Origin of the sequence: Nonomuraea sp. NPDC005692 (genome assembly GCF_040631115.1) — a bacterium.
In the GTDB taxonomy this organism is placed as follows: domain Bacteria; phylum Actinomycetota; class Actinomycetes; order Streptosporangiales; family Streptosporangiaceae; genus Nonomuraea.
Genome location: NZ_JBEXYU010000011.1, coordinates 39,158 through 59,379 on the forward strand (window position 1 = coordinate 39,158; position 20,222 = coordinate 59,379).

The window sequence follows — 20,222 nt, forward strand, 5'->3', positions numbered from 1 at the left end:
GTACGTCCGGGCGGCCGATAAGTAGCGTGACACCCGATGCGCGGCGTATGGCTCTGAGCCCGTTCAGGGCGGCCGTAAGCGCTGTGTGAGCTACCTGGGCAGGGGGAGGTGATCTTGCCTCTCTCCGTCGTTTCTGGTGGCGCTCACCTTGACGTAGCGGGCTACGCGGACGATGCCAGTGATATGGAAGCCGTCCGGCATCAGATCTTGGTCACCGGTCCATGAGCGGGCGGACGATCCAGGGTCGGGTAGGTAGGTGACGATGTGATCTACGAGATCGGCGGCCAGGAAAGGTGCGGCAAGGTCCAGTCCGCCGTCGAGGAGGAGACGCCGGACTCCGCCCGCGTGAAGTGCCTTCAGCAGTTCGTGCTGTCCGAGCCGGAGGGGATTGCCCGGGAGACGAATCATGCCGGGGCCGTGGCTCTGCGGAATCGCTTCCTCAAGGCGGCCATCGGCGCTCAGAACGACGTCGGCGGCAAGTAGCGACTCGTGCGAGGACGGGATGCGCTTGAGCGCGCTCGTCCGGCCCGCGGCGGTCTCGGTGTAGAGCCAGGTGACCACGGGCCGGCCGAGTGCCAGGGCAGTGTTCCACTGGCCGAGTACGAGCATCGCCTCCTCGGCGAGCACGTCGGTCTCCACGCTCACGCCCGCCTTGCGCAACTCGGCCACCCCACCATCGCCCCGCGAGGTGGGGTCGATGACGGCGATGACCACGCGGGCGATCCCGGCGTCGATGAGGAGTTGCCGACAGGCGGGCGCGTGTCCCACGTGGTTGCAGGGCTCCAGGGTGACCACGGCCGTTCCGCCCTTCGCCGCTGCCCCGGCGGCCAGCAGAGCATTCCCCTCGGCATGGGCTTCGCCCTTGCGGGCGTGGTAGCCCTCGCCGACAGGTTGGCCGGCGGCGTCCAGGATCACGCAGCCGACCGGGGGGTTGGGGCTGGTGGAGGCGAGGCCGTGGGCCGATAGCGCGATGGCGCGCCGCATGGCCTGGAGTTCGAGGTTGGAGGCCATCAGTTGGCCACCGCCTCGGCTAGGGCCAGCCGGAAGGCGGCCACGGCGGGGAGGCGCCGATGGGCGGCCAGCGAGCGTTCGACTGAGGTCAGCACGTTGATGATTCTCACCGAGCCGGCGGCGCGGGCGATGTCGAGCGCCTCGGCGGCCGTCGTGGCCGCCTGTTCGGGGTCACCCTGTCCGGCGTAGGCAGAGGCCAATCCCGCCAGGGCCACGCCGCGGTCCCGGCGGTACACCGACGGGAGGGCGGGCAGCGCGTGCTCGAAGGTGGCGACCGCGCGCTGCGGCTTCTTGAGCTCCAGCCAGCAGCGGGCGCGCTGCATCTCGACGTAGGCGGGCGTGCAGAACGACCCGTGTCCGCTTCGGGCGTCTCCATCGTCGTTGACCGGCGACGCGAGTTCGCGGGCCTGGTCCAGTAGCCGGTGGCAGGCCCGTTCCTCGCCGTCGAGGGCGTGGCCTTGGGCCTGCTGCTGCACGATCGCCGCACGCATCGGTGCCGGCAGGTGGCCGGACTGCCGGAGCGCAGAGGCGGCCAGGCCGAGGACATCACCGGCCCGGCGTCTACCCATGGCCTGCTGACTGCCGCGGAACATTGTCCACGCGATCATCTCGTCGTCGCCGATCTCATAAGCCCACATGGACGCGCGGTCGGTCCAGCGCTCGGCCTGCTCGACGTCTCCGGCGTCCTCGTACAGCCACGCCGCCGACTCGGCGTAGCGGGCCGCGAGGTTGAGGACCTGGACGCGATCGTGTCCACGAGCAGGCACCAGCAGATCCTCCAGGACGGTGATCTGCTCGCAGACGGCCGGAACGGTATGGCGAGGGCCGAGCAGGTTGTCGCGTTGGACGAGTAGATGCCACTGCTCGCGCAGGTGGTCGAGGACGTCGCCGTACTGCTCTTTGCCAGGTGTCGAGAGCGGTGCACGGCGCCGGAGCGACGTGACCGGCTTCGGGGCCTCGCCTCCGAACAGCTCGGCCTCAGTCAGGTCGAGGGCCTTGCAGAGCAGCACCCGGTAGATGGCGTTGGGCTGGTAGGCGCCCTTTTCCCAGAAGCGGATGTTCCGGCACAAGCTCGCGGTCTTGGGCAGCGGCAAGTCATCCCCGGCGGCCTGCCGCATCAGCCGGGCAAGGCCCTTGAGGCTGAGCAACCGCTCCAGCCTGGCCTGGCGGAGCCTTATCGCCCACTCGGGCAGCGCTTGATCGTCCATCCGTATGCACCTCGCCGCAGAGAGGGAGGGAAAGGGGCGGAAAGCCTTCCTCATGCTTCCCCTAGTCTCCCCTGCCGCCCGGGTGTCCCACCAGGCTGTGATGGTTCTGTGCCTGTCCGGCACCGGAGTCCGGTCCCGGGCAGACCGCGTCATCCGAGAACAGAACGATCGCCCGACGCCTGCCCGCCGAGGCAGGCCAGGAAGGTGACACCAGTGACGACCATTACCGGCGGCACGCTCAACGAGCTGTTCGCCAGCGCGGTGCGCCTGACCATCGACGGTGACAAGGTCAGCCCTCGGGGCATGGACACCCGCGAGCTGCTGGACGTGCGCCTACTGCTCGAAGAGCCTCGCGCACGGCTGCTGCATGCTCCGCCTGGTCGCGTGCTGAACACCGCGTTCGCCGTCGCCGAGACCGTCTGGATCCTGTCGGGGTCCGATGCGCCGTGGATCTATGAGTTCAACGGCCGGCTCCGGCAGTACGCCGAGGACGACGGCATCCTGCGCGGCGCCTACGGGCCGCGTATGCGCTGCTGGGACGGCTCGGTCGATCAGCTCGCCCTGGCGCTGTCCACACTTCAGGGCGACCCGGATTCGAGACGGGCCGTCATCCAGCTCTACGACCCGGCCCGTGACGCCGGCGGGCATCGGGACGTGCCCTGCACTCTGGGGTACCGTTTCCACCTCCGCCGCGGTCGCCTGCACATGGCGACCACCATGCGCAGCCAGGATCTGTGGACCGGCCTGCCCTACGACATCTTCGCGGCCACCACCCTGCACGAGCTGATGGCCGGCTGGCTGGGTGCCGAGCTGGGCGAGTACCACCACCACGTGGACTCGCTCCACGTGTACGAACGCGACGTGGACAAGGCGGTCGCCGTCCTCGATACGGCGGTCTCCACGCTCGGCAAGCTGCCCTCCCTGGAGACGCCGTGGGAGGGGTTCGACGCCCTGCTGGCCGATGTCCGGTCCGGCCGGACAGTCGATCATCCCGGCTGGGACATCATGGCCGCCGTGCTGGCCAGCTACCAGCAGTGGAAACGCGGCGACCGCGACGCCGCCGTACGCAGCGCCGAGGACGTCGGCGGCCTCCTCGGGGAGGGCCTGTGCGCCTGGTACGCCGTTCTGAAGAGCCGGTGATCTCTATGCCTCCCCATGTCGTCCTCGGCTTGTGCTCCTTCACGCACGACTCGGCCGCAGCCCTGCTCGTCGATGGCGAGCTGATCGGATTTGTCGAGGAGGAACGCCTGTCCGGGGTCAAGCACACCCGCGCTTACCCCGAGCGGGCGGTCGCCTGGCTGCTGTCCGAGGCGGGCATCAGCCCCGAGGAGGTGAACGCTGTCGCGTACAACTTCCACGGCCTCCACTACTTCAAGGCGGTTCCAGCAGCCTTCGGCCTGATTCTGGACGCCGCCACTCGTGGATTCGCGGCAAGGCGCGCGGCCAGCTTCGCCAAGGTGGGGTTTCGCACCGTTCGCCGCGTCCACGGGTTGAGGCGCCGCTTCCCCCATGCTCGTATCCGTCCGCTCCTTCACCACCGCACCCACCAGATGTACGCCTTCGCCGCCTCGGGCTGGGAGAGCGCGGCCGTCCTGGTCGTGGACAGCCTCGGTGAGGCCCAGACCACCACCATTGCGCTCGGACGTCAGCTACAGCCCGGCCGACCGGCCTTGCGCTCCCTCTACGAGCTGGCCGACCCGGCCTCACTCGGCTACGCCTACGGCGCTGTCACCGAGCACCTGGGCTGGCGCCGGGGCGACGAGGAGGGGACCGTGATGGCGCTGGCCGCGCTGGGTGAACCGGCCCGGTTCCGCGCTCTCTTCGCCGACATGATCCCCGTCACGCCGACCGGATTCTCCCTCAACCCGGCCTACTTCGCGCCCCGGGTGCTGTCGTCGTCCTTCGCCAGGCTGACACCCCGCTTCGCTGCCGAGACCTGTCCACGCCGCGCCGGGAATGCCCCGATCGGCCAAGTCCATCGGGACCTGGCCGTCGCGCTTCAGGAGCGGACCGAGCAGGTAATGCTGCATCTGGCTGGTCTGGCCAGGACACGTACCGGGATGAAGCGGTTGTGCCTCGGCGGTGGTGTCGCCACCAACTGCGTGTCCGTCGGCAAGATCGTGGAGTCGGGCCTCTTCGCCGAGGTGTTCGTGCCTCCGGCTCCAGGCGACGCGGGTACGGCGATCGGCGCAGCCGCCGCCGTCCACCTGGAGAGCGGGACAAGCCCTCTGACCGGCGTCGCGGGCGCGTGCTATCTCGGCCCCGCCTTTCCCGGCCAGATGCCAGAGGTTACAGGGTTCACGGAGCACCGGATCGACGGCGATGTCGCCGCGTTCTTGGCGGAGCGGCTGGCTGACGGTCAGATCGTCGGCCTGTTCCGGGGGCGGGTCGAGGCCGGGCCTCGCGCGCTCGGGAACCGGTCGATCCTGGCCTCGCCGCTGATCCCGGACGTGGTCGCGCGGCTGAACGACACCGTGAAGTTCCGCGAGCCCTTCCGCCCGTTCGCGCCCATGGTCACGGCCGAGCACGCCGCCGACTACTTCACCCTCGGCCAGGAGTCGCCGTTCATGTCGATGGCCTCGGGCGTGACCGAGCTTGCCCGCCGGCGGATTCCCGCCATCGTGCATGTCAACGGCACCGCTCGCGTCCAGACCATCACCGAGGACGGCAACCCCTTCATGCACGCCGTACTGACCGCCTTCGCCGGCCGTACCGGCATCCCCGTCCTGATCAACACCTCACTGAACGTCAAGGGCAAGCCCATCTGCGGCACACCGGTCATGGCGCTCAAGTGCCTGGCGGGCACCGGCCTGGACTCCCTGCTCCTGGAAGACAGGTGGATCACCCGATGAGGATCGGCTACAGCTTCTGGGGTTTTCTGGGGCCCGGCATCACCGACACTCCGGACGGTGGGCGGAGCCATCGACGCCCCTTCATCGACGCCATCCGCGCCGCCGGCCACGAGGTGGTCTTCCTCCAACGGAACCGTGACCTGGTCGAGGCCGGGGATCACATCGCCGACCGGTACGCGTTCGATGTCGGCCTGCCTCAGATCGACGTTCTCTTCGCCGAGTGGCGCTGGCCTATCCCCGGCCGCAACACGACTGCCTGCGACACACCTGGGCACACCTGCGATCTTCATCGACAGGCGGACCTGCTCGACCACTACACGTATTCTCGCGGCACGCCCACGATCGTCTGGGACAAGGATCGGAAGATCCCGCTGGACCACCCCCTGCGCCGACGCCACGGCGTGGTGGTCTGTGAGGCTGCGCTGCTCCCCTCCCTCGGGTCTCGCCCGCTGCTGTTCCCTCTGGACGATGCTCTCCTGGACGAGGCCGCCCCGGGGGTACTCGCCGCGCAGTCGCGCCCCATCCCGTTGGCCTACATCGGCAACCAGTACGACCGCGACCAGGCGTTCGACCACTACTTCGCCCCGGCCGCCGCCCGCCTGCCCCACCAGGTGGCCGGGAAGTGGCCCACCATCGGCCGCTGGCCCAAGGTGACCTTCCTCGGGAGGGTCCCCTTCAACGAAGTGGGCCGGATGTACGGCGAGAGCCTGGCGACGGTCCTGCTGCTCCCGGAGCGGTACGCGGCCGTGGGTCAAATGACGCAGCGGATCTTCGAGGCAGTTCTGGCCGGGTGCCTGCCCCTGGCACCGTCCGACATCGCCTGCGTCCACCGATTCGTGCCAGACGAGCTGATCGTCAACGACGGTCATGAGGTGCTCGCCGCGGTGCATCGGCTGCTGTCCATCGCCGGCACCGCCGCTCACGCCGACCTGATCTCAGCGTGTCTGGCCAAGCTCAACGTGTTCCGGCTCAGCCACCAACTCCGGATGGTGGAGGACATCTTGGCCGCCTTCGACTTCCTGCGCCCTCACACCGCCTGGAGGTGCCGATGAGCGCAACCTGCCATCTCGCCATTGCCGCTCTGACCAGGCCCGTTTCTACTATCGTGGAGCACCATGCAGATGAACCGGGTGGCCATCGTCGGGTCCGGCGGAAGCGGCAAATCCCACGTGGCCCGCGAACTCGGCCGTCTGCTCGATGCGCCGGTCACGCATCTCGACGCGGTCTACTACGACGACGAGTGGAACCCGCTGCCGCCGGAGAAGTTCGAGGCGGCCCAACGGGAGCTGATCGCGGCACCGCGCTGGGTCATCGACGGCAACTACAACTCCTCGCTGCACGTCCGGCTGGAAGCGTGCGACACCGTGGTGATGATGGACGTGCCCACCTGGGCCGCCCTGTGGGGAATCATCTCCCGCCAACTCCGGCACGGCGCCGGCCAGCACACCTCCGGCGTCTACAACCGCATCCACTGGGGCGTGATCACCTACGTGGCCACCTACCGGCGGCGCATGCGGCCCAAGGTGCTGGCGAAGATCCACGAACTCACCGCGGACAAGCAGGTGGTTTTCCTGACCAGCCGCGCCAGAACGCGCCGCTGGCTGGAGCAGGTGGCCGCCGGCCGCTGACCCCTCGTGGAGGTGTGGGCGGGTGGCGCCCATGACGCCGTCCGGAAACGCCTTCACCCACCCGGCCACCGCCTCGGGCCTGTACCAGGAGGAGTCACGCCTGGCTGCCCGTACCTCGGCCTTGCACCAGGCGAAGATCCAGGGACGGGCGGTCGCCGAGGTCATCGCCGACCTGGCCGCCGATCACCTGGCCGAACCCCGGCAGGCGATCGTTGCGGACCTGGGCTGTGGCCGCGGCACCAGTAGCCGAATCCTGGCCGAGCGCCTCCGGCCGCGCCGCCTACTGGCCATCGACACCTCACAGGCGATGCTCACGGCCGCCCGTGCTCGCGTCGCAGACTCCTCGACGAGGGTCACCTACCTCCGCGCCGACTTCCACCATCTGCCCCTCGGAGACGCCACCTGCACGATGGTGGTGGCCGCGTTCTGCCTCTACCACGCACCCGACCCGCGCCCCGTCATCGCCGAAATCGCCCGCGTTCTCGTCGAGGGCGGCATCGCCATCATGGTCACCAAGTCGGCCGACAGCTACCGGACCCTCGATCACCTGGTCGCCGCCGCAGGCATAGACGCCGGCGCGACCCGAAGGCCGAGCCTGTACGGGACCGCGCACAGCGGCAACCTGGCGGCTCTCACCGCGCCGATCCTCCCGATCGTGCACGTGGAGCACGAGGAACACCGGTTCGCCTTCGCCGGGCTGGACCACGTCGCCGCCTACCTTGCCACCACGCCCAAGTACGAGCTGCCGTCCGCCATGGCCACCGACCCGGACGCGATCGCCACGGCACTGCGCTCCCGCGTGATCGACGCCCCGGTCGTGGCCGCCTCCACCATCACTTACCTGATCGCCAGGCGGGGTGACGCGCCATGACCTTCAGCAAGCCGTACGCCACCCGGGAAGCCCTCGAACAGACCATCGCCCACCACGCATGGCTCAACGAATATGCAGGCCCGCTCCGACTCCCCGCCATCAGGACCGTGCGCGCGGACGGCATCGACTTCGCCTCGATCGAAGGCCGCCACGCCCGGTTCACCGACGCCCCGGCCGTGGCCACCGCCCTCGGCCGTGCCCACGCCGCCGCATGGAAGGGCGATCTGCACCGTGCGCTCCTCACCACCGCACACCCACTGGCCGATGGCCGTGAGCTGCCCGACTTCGTCTCGCCCCGCATCGAAGCTCTACGCAGGCACCGCGCCGCCGGGTTGGTCAACGCCCACCAGATGACCGCCGCCCAATCGCTCCTCGCCGCCAGCCCGGCCACCCCGGTCGCCTTCTACAAGGACACCAACCTGCGCAATGTCCTCATCACCGCTGATGGGCCCGTCATGGTGGATCTCGACGACCTCACCCTGGCGCCGTTCGGCTACGACCTCGCCAAGCTGCTGGTCACCTTGGCCATGACGTACGGGCCTCTCCCACCCGCGACCTTCACGACGTCCCTGGCCTGCTACAACCAGCCGCTCATCGACGCGGGCCTACCCGCAGTCCCCATCGGCCGGTTCCTCGGTCACGCCGAGCTGCACCACCTGCTCACCCTGCCCTACCTCGGCAGAAGCGGTTACCGGCATCCATGGCCGACCGTCCGCCCCCGACCAGAGGACCTGACGTGATCTCCACCGAACTCATCTTCACCCGCCACGGCGAGGCGCAATGCAATGTGGACGGCGTCGTCGGCGGCCCGCGTACCTGCACCGGGCTGACCGACCTCGGCCGACGGCAGATGGCCCTGACCGCTGCCCGCCTCTGCATCCACCATGACGCCGAACCGTTCACCCACGTGTACGCCGGACCCCGCCTGCGGCTCCGCGAGAGCGGCCGTATCCTGGCCGACGCCCTCGGCCTGCCGCTGCTCATCAGCAACCCTCTGGACGGCCCCGTCCACGGCGAGGCCGACGGCAAGCCGTGGCACGAGGTCAAGACCGCCTTCCGCGGCGGCCCGCACACTCATCCCGATCAGCCCTGGGCACCGGGCTCCGACACCTGGAACGGCTACCTCAAGCTCGCCGGCGCAGTCCTCGCCGACCTCATCCGCCACCACGAAGGCGACCGCGTCCTGTTCGTAGCACACGGCGAAACCGTGCTCGCCGCGCACACCCTCCTACTCGACCTCCGCCCCGGCCTGATGACCAGCTTCACCCTCGACCACGCCTCGATCACCCACTGGCAGCTCCACCGCAACCGGTTCGGCGACGAGCGGTGGATGCTGCTGCGCCACAACGACACCGCCCACCTGACCACGCCGGCCACCTCGTGAGCGGCACCGACCCCGAACTGTTGGCCATGGCCCGCCGGCACCTGGGGCCCGTCACGCCGCTTCCGCGCCTCGACCTGCCCTCACACCTCCAGGTCCTCACCACGAAGGACAGGCAGCGCTACATCCTCAAGCACCACCAGGCGCCCGACCGGTTCCATGCCGAAGTCCGCGCCTACTCCACCTGGGTCCCCGCCCTGAAGGAACACGCTCCAGACCTCATCCACGCCGACCCCGACACCCTTTCCCTGCTACTGACCGCCATCCCCGGGCAACGCGCCACGCAGCTCCCCGAGGACTCCCCCGCCGAACGTCGGGCACACCGCGACGCGGGCCACGTCCTGCGTCTCCTCCACCAAGCCTCGCCCGGCCCGCACACCGCGAACGACGTACCTGCCTACCTCGCTGAGCGCATGCGCTGGTGGGCCGCCCGCGCGCACCTGGCGGCCCTCATCACCTCCTCCGACCTTCACGTCCTGCACTCCTGGGCGGACGAGATGGCCGCAGAGACACTCGAGACCACGGTGTGCCACCTGGACTACCAGCCACGCAACTGGATCGTCAGAGACGCGGGACGGGTCGGCATCGTCGATTTCGAGCACACCCGCCTCGACGCCCGCATCCGCGACTTCGCCCGCCTCGAACACCGCTACTGGCGTCCGGCGCAGCACCTCCGCACGGCCTTCTTCGACGGCTACGGCCGCCCACTCGATTCCACCGAACACCAGCTCCTCGAACGCTTCCGCCTCCTGGAGGCGGTGACCGCACTGGTACGAGGCCACGAAGCGAACAACGCGGAACTCCTGACCCACGGCCGCACACTCATCGCCAGCATCCACCAACCACCTCAGAGGACCCCTATGCCCACGCCAGCCGCCGCCCACGAACCCCGCGTGTCACTTCCCCGGCGAGCCGTCGTCACCGGCGCCGCCGGTTTCATCGGCTCCCACCTGTGCCAGGCATTGCTCGCGCGAGGCGTGACCGTGATCGGTGTGGACCGCCGCGATCCCAGCAAGCACCTCAGCGCCGCCCACAACCTGGCCGACTTCCGTACTCACCCAGGCTTCGTTTTCGCCACCGGCGACCTGCGCACCTGTGCCATCGAACCCCTGCTGCTCGACGCCGACGTCGTCTTCCACCTGGCCGGCGTCCCAGGCGTCCAGCCCTCATGGGGAGCCGACTTCGACGACTACGTCGCCTCCAACATCTCGGCCACCCAGCGGCTCATGCACGCGGTGACGAGGCTGCGCATCCCGCGCCTCGTCGTCGCGTCCTCCTCCAGCATCTACGGCGCCCCCGACGGCGACCGTCCCAGCGCCGAAACCGATCACCCGCGCCCCGCCTCCCCGTACGCGGTGACCAAGCTCGCGGAGGAACAGCTCTGCCTCGCCCACGCGGCCCGATCGGACTGCGACACCACCGTGGTGGCCTTGCGGTACTTCACCGTCTACGGCCCGCGCCAGAGGGAGGACATGTTCGTCCAGCGTCTCCTGACCGCAGCCTCAACCGGTCTGACCCTCCAGATCTACGGGGACGGCAAGCAGCGCCGCGACTTCACCTACATCGACGACGCCATCAACGCGACCATCGCGGCAGGCACCGTCTACCTGCCCAACAGCGTGATCAACGTTGGGGCCGGCCGCACCATCAGTCTCAACGACGTCGTAGAACGAGCCCACCAGCTCACCGGCCAGCCCGTCAACGTCCGGTCCACCAGCGCACGTAGCGGGGATGTCTCTGTCACCTGCGCCGACGTGACGTCAGCGCGTCGGCTGCTCGGCTGGGCCCCGACCACCGACTTGGTCACCGGCATGGCCACGCAGCTCGACTGGATGGCCTCCAGCCGAAGCCCTTCCCCCATCGCGGCGGAGGCCGTCTGACGGCACCAGAAGCCACGGCGCGGGCAGACCAGCCCACGATCACACTCAGGCTGCCCGCGCCGTCCAGCCTGGTACCCACGTCAGGTACCACAGTCCGTCCCATGAGCGAAAGCTCGGGCACCTAATCGCAGAAGGACTGAATCCGTGACCGGGGAGCCGGAAAATCCCCGCGCGGCGGGCCATCCCGCCGCCCTACGCTTGTTTCATGTCAACCGCCACTAACTCCTCTTGGCGTCCGCTGCGCGAGCGCATGGCCGGCGTGACCGGCGAACGCGCCTTGGTCGAGGGAACGCCCGACTACCTTCTTGAGCCGCTGCGCGCCTGGCTCGGGCGGGCGAGGCACAACGTCTACTCTGACCTGGGAACGAGGCTGCCGCTACGACTCCGCCGCACAGACGTTTTCGTCGGTGACGGCGGCCGCCAGTTCGTGATGCTCGACGGCGAGGACCTTCTGGAAGCCATCGACGCCGCCATGGACCTCAACCACTATCTGTTCGAGCCGGGTGCGGATCCGGAGTCGAACCAGCGGTGGGCCGGGATGCTGGTCGAGCTCCGCATGATGCTGGAGGACGGTGGCTCGGCGTGGAAGCCGAAGGACGACTACAGCGGGCTTACCCGCCGCGTGGACGCGACCGTGACCGAGGCCGCTCGCGCGGCGATGAAGGCGGCGCCGCCGGATGCGTCCGCACATCTACGGCAGGCGTGGGATGCGGCCTACGGGTTCGCCCCGGACGCGACAAGGGCGTACAGCGAGGCGGTCAAGGCGGTGGAGGCCGTTGTGATCCCTCACACCATCCCCAATGATCAGGTGGCCACGCTCGGGAAGGCGATCAACCACATCAAGGACACCGCTGCGAAGTGGACCATCGCGGTCGACCAGTCGGGGACGCCCGCTCCGGCAGATGCGCTGCTCGCAATGCTGCGGCTAGTGTGGCACGGGCAGAGCGACCGGCACGCAGGCCCGAACACGGCCCCGGTAACGCTTGAGTCTGCGCAGACCGCGCTGCACGTCGCGGTGGCGCTGGTGCAGTGGTTCACGTCCGGCGCGGTCAAGAAAGCGCCGTGACTTGGCTGGCCACCTACTACGGGGACCGCGTACACCTGCCGGGCGGCGGCGTCAGTCAGGTACTCCAGGACCAGCCGCCGCTCCTCCGGTGGCAGCCATCAGCTCGACGAAGTTTCACCTTCGATGCCCGACACCCTCACTAGATCCTCCGACTCAGTAGAGGCTCGATCGGCGGACCCACCTTTCCAACGCGCAGCTCTAGCGGGTGCAGCCGCGAGATCTAGCGGCTTGGCTAGCGGAGAACATCCGTCTTGACCTGTGGCCTAGCGTTCTAGCGGCCCCATGCGAACGCCCCTGGAAGCGGCATCAGGGGCGTCCGGTGAGGTGATCGGCGCGCTAGGGCTGGGCCTTCCGCTTGCCGAACGCGTCGGCGATATCGGTCCGGGTGAAGCCCTTGCGGTTGCGGCCCTTGCCGGCGGTGTCACGGCCCCAGGTGTCCTCCGTCCGGACGCCGTACTCCTTCAGCCGAGCGGTCAGTGTGGCGGTCTTGGCGTCGTCCTCCAGCTCCGCCCATTGGCCGTAGGCGTCCGGCCGGAGTTCGGCCAGCCGGTCCACGACCGTGCTGTTCCAGACCTTCTGCTCCTTGGCCGTGGTCACGGTCAGGATGTCGGTCAGCAGGTCGTAGGAGACCCGCTGCGGCCCGTCGAGGCCGACCGCCTGCCCCGACAACGTCCCGGCCGCCTGGCGGAGTAGGAGGGCGCGCTCGGCGATCAGTTCGGAGGTGGGGCCGTCGAGGTAGGCGGAGCGGACGATGGCCGGGTCCTCGGCGATGCCGACGGCCCAGGAGATGCCTTTGTCGTTGAGGGTGAACATGGTGGCCTTGACCCCCGCCTGGTGCATGCCGGTGCCGAGGATCATGTCGTTCTCCTGCCAGCCCATCACCCGCAGGCAGATCCGGATGCCCGCGTTCGCGCTGATGGCCTTGGGCAGGCTGTCCTTGTCCGGGCGTTGGGTGGCCAGGATGAGGATGATCCCGAGGGCGGGGCCGCGCTTGATGATGGCGGTGGCGTACTTGGCGGCCTCCTCGCCGTACTCGTCGTCGGCGAACAGCTCCTGGCACTCGTCGATCGCCACCACCATCGGGTGCAGGCCGAGGTCGCGCCGCGCGGCCAGCTCGGGCGTGACCTTGAACTCGGGTGTCTGGTGGCGGGGCAGGCTGTCGATGACCTCGGCGCGCCGGTCCAGCTCGGCGTACACCTCGGCCAGCGAGGCGACGCAGGCGGCCTTGGCGGAGTCGGTGGCGCCCTTGGCGTAGTGGTGGGCCACCTTCTCCAGCGCGGACAGGTCGCCGGTGCCCTTGAGCTCGAACAGCCGCAGCTCGGCCAGCGGGTCCAGCGCGCAGGCCAGCAGCAGCACCCGCAGCGCGAACGTCTTGCCGTAGCGCGGCATCGAGCCGATCAGCACGTTGGCGAACATCAGCAGGATCGAGATCGGCCGACCGCGCTGGTCGTTGCCATACGGGACCGGCTCGAACAGGCTGACCTGCCCCGACTTGGCCAGCGGCCAGGCGGGCTGCCGGGCTTTGCGCATCTCCTGATCGCCCACCCACAGCACCAGACGGCCGGGATGCTCCTCCGAGACCGGCTCGGGCCACACGCACCCCAGAGCGCGGCGCAGCCCGGAGGCGAGCTTGTCGCGCTTGTCCAACACCTCCGCCACCGTCACGCCGAGCGGGAGATCGACCTCGGCCCGCCAGCCCGGCCCATCGCGCATGATCGGGGCGGGGAAGGTGATGCCGCGCCCGTTCTTGCCGAGCGCCTGGTTGATGGCCGAGACGCCGAGCGAGCCGAGCGCGTCCAGCACCTGGTCACTGGTCAGCTTGCGCACCCGGGTGGGGACGACCGCCCGGTCCAGCAGCGGCTGATCGGCGGGCGTTCCGAGTACGCCCGCCCCGGCGATGAGCACGCCGAGGATCGCCCAGTGCACCCAGGTGGGCGCGGCCACCGCAGCGAAGATGCCGACCAGGACCGCCGTGATCGCGCCGACGAGAAGCGTCCACAGGCGCGCCTTGACCCGGTCGTCACGCTGCCGCGACAGTGCCAGGTACTCCGCGGCCTCCTCCATCGTGGCCGCCGCCCGCCGCACCGGGCGGCCTTCCAGGTCGAATAGCCACCGCACCAGCGCCACCAGCAGCCGCCAGGCGCCGGCCGGGGAGCGGCCCGCGAGCTTGGCGGCGTACTTCGGGGTGCGCAGCGCGTGGTAGGCCAGCACGTAGCCGGTGTGCTCGGCCTGCCACTTGAGCACCTGCAAGGCATCCGCCCGCGACCGCAACCACAGCGGGACCAGTGGCTGCCGCTCCTGGCGGCGCGCTGCCAGCTCGGCGAGCAGGTCCGTCGGTTCGGGCCGGTGCGCCTGATCGACGAGAACCACGGTCCCCTCAAGGACGCTGTCGCCCTGCTCCGGGGCCTCCCGGGCCGCCTTCTCAGGCATGGGCTCGGCGGCGACGCGCACGTCCTCGTCCTGGAGAGCGACCACCATGCCGTCGCTCATTTCCTCCGTGGTAGTCATGCCCGCACCTCCGTCCGTGTGACCAGCGAGCCGAGGATCTCGGTATGCACGGCGAGCGCCTCGACGACGACCCGCGTCCCAACGACGGCGTGCCCGGCCAGACGGCACAGATCAGCCAGGATGAGCAGCACGACCACCACCAAGACACGCACCGCCATGAAGGCCGTGCGGCCCCATCCGGCGCGCCGCATGGCCGTCCACATCTGCCCGGCACTCCGGGCGTCCGCGCCCGCCTCACGGGTCGCGCACAGCAGGAACACGAACACGCCAATGGCGGGAATCAGGAAGCTCGTCATCACGCCGCCTCTGCCTGGCTCGCGCCGATCGGCTGCACGCCGCTGAGCGATGGCAGAGCGGCCTCGGGACCGGGTGCCTCGGCCGCCTTGGCTTCGGCGGCCTGTGCCCGCTCCTTGTCCACCTCGGCGATGATGTCCTCCGCCTCGCGCTGCTCCAGCCCCCACCGGTTCATCAGCGGGCGGCGGCCGATGCGCTGCCTGCCCTCGCCGAGGCTGTCGAGGTAGGCCAGCCGCGCCGCCTCGTACCGGTCGGTGGGCAGGACCGGCACCTCACGCTCCACCTCCACGACGGTCTCGATCGGCTGGCACATGTGCTCCTCCGCCGGGCCCTCGACCGACGGCCTGCGGGTGTTGCGGACGATCCACATCAGCAGCTCGTACGCACCCGCGAACGCCAGCGGCGCCAGAGCGCTGACCAGGCGTGATCCGAGCCCGCCGGACCAGCCGTGCGCCACGTTCGCTGCCAGGGTCACCGCGCCGCCCAGGGTGAGGGAGACCCAGGCGAGGACCGGCACACGGATCCGGCGGCGCGAGCAGTAGACCATCACCAACGACGCCATGACGATCACGCCGTCGGACATGGCCGGATAGAGGATGGCCATGTCGTGCCGCTCACCCAGGGCGATGGCCAGGCCGTAGAAGTGGTGGTACGAGACGTAGGCCGCCGCACCGGCGACAGCCAGCAGAACGGCCACCGCGAAACCGAGGATGACTCGATCTCCGAGACGGCCCGCACCAGTGTCCAAAGGGCGCTCAGCCACCGGCACGGCACGCGGACGACGGCGGCGGAAAGGGGCGGTGAAGGAACGCCGGATGCGCTTCGACGACATGTCGTCGGCTGGAATCGCTTCCTCGCCGATCGTGGGTGTGGAAGGGTGATGGCTCATGGCCTGGCTCCTGGTTTGGTCAGGTGGCTGGGTCGTAGGCCGGGGCCCGGTGTTAGAGTCACCGGCCCCCGGCCGCCTAACTGCCGCTGGGCACGCGGGCCAGCGGGGTCATCTCGTGAGACATGCGACTGGACGGTTCCCGGACCGATTGGGCACGCCGACCGATGGGGCGCGTACCGCTGAAGACTGGGACCTCGTACGGGCAGCGACGCCGAGTCGCCCTTCCGCCCTCATCGCGAGTTGAGGGTGCCTCAACGTGTGCTGGAGGCGCTCGCGTCCGATCCCCCGCGTGATACTCCGACTGATACCGCCGCCCTTGTCCCCGGATGTTCCCGGATGCCTCCGAGAAGATCAGAAACCGGCTTACCAGCAGCTCAAGATGGGTGCGGATGCCCGCCCATGTACCCCAGTGCCCCCATGATCCTGGGAGTTCAAGTCCCCCCTCGGACACACACCCCACACATGTGGAGGCACCGGTTCAACCGGGCCTCCACATTTTGCTTTCCGGGCAGTGATTCAGCCCGAGGTGCGGGCAGCCCGAGCCTGCGGACTCTCCTCTCCATGACGGCGATGCGCCGCGCCACCGTGAGCGCGCTCAGCTCGATTCCGCTGCAAGGCGGCGCATGGCCATTTCCCGTACGGAGGTACTCCGATCTTGGACATCAACGGTGGAGCCGAGGTCACGTTGCGGCTGCCGGACGCGATCGAGCTCTTCAGCGACCTGGAGGAGGTCGTCGTGTCGCTCGACCGGATCCGGTCGAGGATCGCCTTCGCCGACGCGAGCCCGCAGATCCTGGTGGACTACATGGTCGATCGGGAGCTGTTCCAGCGCCTGGCCAGGGCGCGCGGACTCGTCGGCGACGCGGTGGAAGCGGTGATCGGAGCAGCGAGGTTGGAGGAGATCGCCGAGGAGGGATACGTGTACCCCGGCGATCGCTGACCGTTCGGATCCAGGGCCAGTGGGACGCGGCGATGAGTTTCGTCGGTGGGGGTGGTCAGTATGGGGGTGACGAGGACTGCTGACGAGACCGACAACCGCCAGGCCGGCCGTGACGAGGTCAGGCCCGAGACCGATAGAGGTACCGTGTCCAGCCCACAACTCGAATCATCCACCGAGGGCGTGTCCGCCGGTTCGGGGCGTACGCCCGCCGTGATCCGGTTGCTGGTGTTGGCGACGTTCGTGGTCGTGCTCAACGAGACGATCATGATCAACGCGATCCCCCGGCTGATGGACGCCATGCACATCACCGAGCAGACCGCCCAGTGGCTCTCCACGGCCTTCATGCTGACCATGGCCGGGGTCATCCCGATCACCGGCTGGTTCCTGCAGCGGGTCACCACCCGGACGGCGTACACCACCGCCATGGGGCTGTTCCTGCTGGGCACGGCGCTGGCCGCGGTCGCGCCGGTGTTCGGGGTGCTGCTGGGGGCCCGGATCGTCCAGGCGTCCGGCACGGCCGTGATGATGCCGCTGCTGATGACCACGCTGATGCAGGTCGTGCCGGAGAAGGACCGCGGGCGGGTGATGGGCAACGTGACGCTGGCGATCTCCGTCGCCCCTGCCATGGGTCCGGCGATCTCCGGGGTGATCCTGCACTTCGGGTCGTGGCGGCTGCTGTTCGCGGTGGTGCTGCCGATCGCCGGGCTGATCACGTGGAGCGGCCTGCGGCAGCTCAGGAACACCGGCGAGCCCGAGGTCGGCACGATCGACTGGTTCAGCGTGGTGACGGCGGCGGCCGGTTTCGGCGGCCTGGTCTACGGGCTCAGCCGGTTCGAGGGCGGGGACGTGCGCGTCGCCGCCGCGATCACCGCGGCCGGGCTGGTCACCATCGCCGTCTTCGTGGTGCGCCAGCTCGTGCTGCAGAGGCGCGGCGCGCCGCTGATGGACCTGCGCACGTTGCGCCACCGTACGTACACGGTGGCGCTCGTCCTGATGTCGGTGGCCTTCATGGCGATGCTCGGCTCGATGATCCTGCTGCCTCTCTACCTGCAGAACGTCCGGGCGCTCAGCCCGCTGGAGACCGGGCTGCTGGTGATGCCGGGCGGCCTGGCGATGGGCCTGCTCGGCCCGGCCGTCGGCCGGTTGTTCGACAACCACGGCGGCCGGGTGCTGGTCATCCCCGGCGCGATCGGGATCATGCTCGCGCTGGCCGGGTTCACCCAGGTCACGATGACGATGCCCTACTGGCAGCTCCTCGGCCTGCACGCGCTGCTCATGGTGAGCCTGGCCGCGACCTTCACCCCGGTCTTCACGCTGGGCCTCGGGGCGGTCCCGCCGCACCTGTACCCGCACGGCAGCTCGATCCTGAGCACGCTGCAGCAGGTCGCCGCGGCGATCGGCACCGCGCTGGTGGTCACCGTGATGAGCGCGCGGGCCGACACCCTGCGGGCCGAGGGCCTCACGCAGGCACTGGCGACCCTCGGCGGCATGCGGCTGGCGTTCGTGGTGGGCGCGGTCCTGTCGGTGGCGGTGGTGGCGACCGCGCTGCTCCTGCCGTCCCGGGCGGAGCGCGTCGCCGAGCACTAGGGGCCGGTGGCGCCCAGGTAGGTGAGGACGGCGCGCACCCGGCGGTTGGTGTCGTCGTCGGCGGCGAGGCCGAGCTTGGCGAAGATCGTGGTCGTGTACTTGCTGATGGCGCCCTCGCTGAGGAACAGGCGGGCCGCGATCGCCGCGTTCGACAGGCCCTCGGCCATCAGTTCGAGCACCGAGCGTTCGCGTTCGGTGAGCGTGGCGAGGGGGTCGGCGTGGGCGGGGCGGCCGAGCAGCTTCGCGACCACCGTCGGGTCGAGCGCCGTGCCGCCGTCGGCGACGCGGGCGAGGGCGTCCATGAACTGGCCTGCGTCGAGTACGCGGTCCTTGAGCTGGTAGCCGACGCCGCCCTGGCCGTCGGCCAGCAGTTCGCGGGCGTAGAGCTGCTCCACGTGCTGGGAGAGGATCAACACGGGCAGGCCCGGCACCTCGCGGCGGGCGGCGAGCGCGGCCTGGAGCCCCTCGTCGGAGAAGGTCGGCGGCAGCCGTACGTCCACGATCGCCACGTCGGGACGGTTGCCGACCAGCGCTTCGAGCGCCGCGGGCCCGGAGTCGACGGCCGCGACGACGGTGTGCCCGTACGCCTGGACGAGACGGACGAGCCCGTCGCGGAGCAGGAAGAGATCCTCGGCTATGACAATTCGCACGGCACCGCCACTGAGACGCGGGTGGGACCCCCGAGGGGGCTGTCGATCTCCAGACGGCCGCCGAAGGCAGCCATCCGGCGCCTGACGCCGTCCAGCCCGGAGCCGGAGGACGCGGTGGCCCCGCCGGCGCCGTCGTCGGTGACGGTCGCGGTGAGTGTCCGCGCCTGCGGCTCGTAGCCGAGCTCGACGGTCACCTGGGTGGCACGGGCGTGTTTGGCCACGTTCGCCAGCAGCTCGGCGACGGCGAAGTAGACCGCGGACTCGACCGGACGCTCGGGCCGCGCGGGCACGGAACTGCGCACGGCGACCTCGACGGGCGCGTCGAGCGCCAGGGCCCGGACGGCGTCGACCAGGCCGCGCTCGGTGAGCACCGGCGGGTTGATGCCGCGGACCAGCGAGCGCAGCTCGGCCAGCGCCGCGATCGACGAGGCGCGGGCGTCGGCAAGGATGGCGCGGGCGGCGGCGGGGTCGGTCTCCAGGAGGTGTTCCGCGGCCTGCATCGACATGCCCATGCCGACCAGCCGCGCCTGGGCCCCGTCGTGCAGGCCGCGCTCGATGCGTTCGAGCTCGGCGGCCTGGGTCTGGGTCAGGTCGGCGCGCACGGCCTCCAGCTCGGCCACCCGCCGGCCGAGCCGCGAGTCCGGGATCGGGCCGAGGAACCGGCCGGCCAGGGGGCCGAGGACGCGCCACGCGAACGGCGCGGCGGCCAGCCCGGCGACGATCAGGGCGATGCCGGGGCCGCGGAAGCCGGGGACGAGCGTCAGGTAGGCGCCGCCGGCCAGGCCGACCAGCGGCAGGGCCGCGCCCGGCAGCACGGTCAGCCCGGCGAGCACGCACCACAGCCCGTCCCAGTGCAGCTGGGGGTCGTGGAAGCGGGCGTTCATCCGGGCGCGGCGGCGGGCCTCCCGTTCGGACGTGTGGTACTCCTCGCCGTCCCACCAGTGGCCGGTGGCCATGCGGGTGACCGGTGAGGGGGTGCGGTAGGCGACCTCGATGCGCAGGCCGAGCCAGCGCGCGGCGAGCCGGCGGGCGGCCTGGCTGAGGGTGCGGCTGGTCAGCGGGTGCACGACCCACAGGGTCACGGCGATCCACACGATCACCACCAGCGTCTCCCCCAGCAGCGCCAGGGCCACGACGAACGGGGGCGCGGTCAGGTTCGCCGACCAGGAGTAGGCCAGCTTGGCGCCGAAGTGGCCGACGACGACGCCGACGATCGGCATCAGGCAGGTCAGCAGGACCAGGACGGCCGAGCGGCAGAGGCCGAGCACGATCTCGACGCCCCAGCGCAGGGGCCCGCCCCTCGCGGGCGATCTCACCTGCCAGCGTCCTTCGGCACGGCGCCAATTGTGCCAGGGTGCACCTTTTGGTGACGTCCGGGCACCCCATCGGGCTGTCACGTCTGTCTTCTCCGGTTCCCGGGCGGTGCCGCCCGACCTGGGAGAACGTACGACTGAAGA

The 20,222-nt window shown here is 70.0% G+C and carries 18 protein-coding genes; 11 read left to right on the top strand and 7 right to left on the bottom strand.

Features of this window, described 5'->3' with window-relative positions; all coding sequences use genetic code 11:
* Nucleotides 1-90: 90 nt before the first annotated feature.
* Entirely contained in the window at nt 91-1,011 is a 921-nt protein-coding gene (ribD, locus tag ABZ459_RS23285; RefSeq protein ID WP_357973613.1) for a bifunctional diaminohydroxyphosphoribosylaminopyrimidine deaminase/5-amino-6-(5-phosphoribosylamino)uracil reductase RibD, read from the bottom strand.
* The gene (locus tag ABZ459_RS23290; protein ID WP_357973616.1) at nt 1,011-2,219 is read right to left on the bottom strand and encodes a hypothetical protein; all 1,209 of its coding nucleotides are present in this window, start codon (nt 2,217-2,219) and stop codon (nt 1,011-1,013) included. Before ABZ459_RS23290 ends, ribD begins: the two co-directional genes overlap by 1 nt.
* Before the next feature lie 213 nt (nt 2,220-2,432).
* Here ABZ459_RS23290 and ABZ459_RS23295 point away from each other — a divergent pair, with 213 nt between their 5' ends.
* The 9 genes from ABZ459_RS23295 to ABZ459_RS23335 all read left to right on the top strand — a co-directional run bounded on the left by ABZ459_RS23295 (nt 2,433) and on the right by ABZ459_RS23335 (nt 11,897).
* The gene (locus ABZ459_RS23295; RefSeq protein ID WP_357973619.1) at nt 2,433-3,359 is read left to right on the top strand and encodes a thymidylate synthase; all 927 of its coding nucleotides are present in this window, start codon (nt 2,433-2,435) and stop codon (nt 3,357-3,359) included.
* A gap of 5 nt (nt 3,360-3,364) precedes the next feature.
* On the top strand, nt 3,365-5,071 hold the full coding sequence (locus ABZ459_RS23300; protein ID WP_357973622.1) for a carbamoyltransferase C-terminal domain-containing protein: 1,707 nt from the start codon (nt 3,365-3,367) through the stop codon (nt 5,069-5,071).
* A complete protein-coding gene (locus ABZ459_RS23305; RefSeq protein ID WP_357973625.1) occupies nt 5,068-6,123 on the top strand; it encodes a hypothetical protein in 1,056 nt (351 codons plus the stop codon). Before ABZ459_RS23300 ends, ABZ459_RS23305 begins: the two co-directional genes overlap by 4 nt.
* 63 nt (nt 6,124-6,186) lie before the next feature.
* Nucleotides 6,187-6,699, top strand: a complete 513-nt coding sequence (locus ABZ459_RS23310) for a topology modulation protein (RefSeq protein ID WP_357973628.1) — start codon at nt 6,187-6,189, stop codon at nt 6,697-6,699.
* Nucleotides 6,700-6,730: 31 nt separating this feature from the next.
* Nucleotides 6,731-7,570, top strand: coding sequence for a class I SAM-dependent methyltransferase (locus ABZ459_RS23315; protein WP_357973631.1), 840 nt, complete (start codon nt 6,731-6,733; stop codon nt 7,568-7,570).
* Complete coding sequence (locus tag ABZ459_RS23320) at nt 7,567-8,310, top strand: phosphotransferase (RefSeq protein ID WP_357973634.1); 744 nt, start codon at nt 7,567-7,569, stop codon at nt 8,308-8,310. Before ABZ459_RS23315 ends, ABZ459_RS23320 begins: the two co-directional genes overlap by 4 nt.
* Nucleotides 8,307-8,954 carry a histidine phosphatase family protein gene (locus tag ABZ459_RS23325; protein WP_357973637.1) on the top strand — a complete coding sequence of 216 codons (648 nt, stop codon included), beginning with the start codon at nt 8,307-8,309 and terminating at the stop codon, nt 8,952-8,954. The genes ABZ459_RS23320 and ABZ459_RS23325 overlap by 4 nt, the downstream gene beginning before the upstream one ends.
* Before the next feature lie 26 nt (nt 8,955-8,980).
* Nucleotides 8,981-10,831, top strand: coding sequence for an NAD-dependent epimerase/dehydratase family protein (locus ABZ459_RS23330; RefSeq protein ID WP_357973640.1), 1,851 nt, complete (start codon nt 8,981-8,983; stop codon nt 10,829-10,831).
* Nucleotides 10,832-11,036: 205 nt separating this feature from the next.
* A complete protein-coding gene (locus ABZ459_RS23335) occupies nt 11,037-11,897 on the top strand; it encodes a hypothetical protein (protein WP_357973643.1) in 861 nt (286 codons plus the stop codon).
* Between the two features lie 336 nt (nt 11,898-12,233).
* Here ABZ459_RS23335 and ABZ459_RS23340 read toward each other — a convergent pair whose 3' ends face one another.
* From ABZ459_RS23340 to ABZ459_RS23350, 3 genes are read right to left on the bottom strand one after another with little or no spacing between them, the layout of a single operon-like run.
* Entirely contained in the window at nt 12,234-14,405 is a 2,172-nt protein-coding gene (locus tag ABZ459_RS23340; protein ID WP_357973646.1) for a DUF3631 domain-containing protein, read from the bottom strand.
* Nucleotides 14,402-14,701, bottom strand: a complete 300-nt coding sequence (locus ABZ459_RS23345) for a hypothetical protein (protein ID WP_357973649.1) — start codon at nt 14,699-14,701, stop codon at nt 14,402-14,404. The genes ABZ459_RS23340 and ABZ459_RS23345 overlap by 4 nt, the downstream gene beginning before the upstream one ends.
* On the bottom strand, nt 14,701-15,396 hold the full coding sequence (locus ABZ459_RS23350; protein WP_357973652.1) for a DUF2637 domain-containing protein: 696 nt from the start codon (nt 15,394-15,396) through the stop codon (nt 14,701-14,703). Before ABZ459_RS23350 ends, ABZ459_RS23345 begins: the two co-directional genes overlap by 1 nt.
* An 847-nt stretch (nt 15,397-16,243) precedes the next feature.
* Between ABZ459_RS23350 and ABZ459_RS23355 the strand changes: the two genes are divergently transcribed.
* Both ABZ459_RS23355 and ABZ459_RS23360 read left to right on the top strand, forming a co-directional pair.
* Nucleotides 16,244-16,528: a hypothetical protein gene (locus ABZ459_RS23355; protein WP_357973655.1), complete on the top strand. Its 285-nt coding sequence runs from the start codon at nt 16,244-16,246 to the stop codon at nt 16,526-16,528.
* 144 nt (nt 16,529-16,672) lie between these two features.
* Nucleotides 16,673-18,115 carry an MDR family MFS transporter gene (locus ABZ459_RS23360; protein ID WP_357973658.1) on the top strand — a complete coding sequence of 481 codons (1,443 nt, stop codon included), beginning with the start codon at nt 16,673-16,675 and terminating at the stop codon, nt 18,113-18,115.
* Here ABZ459_RS23360 and ABZ459_RS23365 read toward each other — a convergent pair.
* Together ABZ459_RS23365 and ABZ459_RS23370 are read right to left on the bottom strand one after the other, a co-directional pair.
* A complete protein-coding gene (locus ABZ459_RS23365; protein WP_357973661.1) occupies nt 18,112-18,765 on the bottom strand; it encodes a response regulator transcription factor in 654 nt (217 codons plus the stop codon). The two genes, ABZ459_RS23360 and ABZ459_RS23365, sit on opposite strands and share 4 nt — an antisense overlap.
* Nucleotides 18,750-20,081, bottom strand: a complete 1,332-nt coding sequence (locus ABZ459_RS23370) for a histidine kinase (protein ID WP_357973664.1) — start codon at nt 20,079-20,081, stop codon at nt 18,750-18,752. Before ABZ459_RS23370 ends, ABZ459_RS23365 begins: the two co-directional genes overlap by 16 nt.
* Between the last annotated feature and the right edge of the window lie 141 nt (nt 20,082-20,222).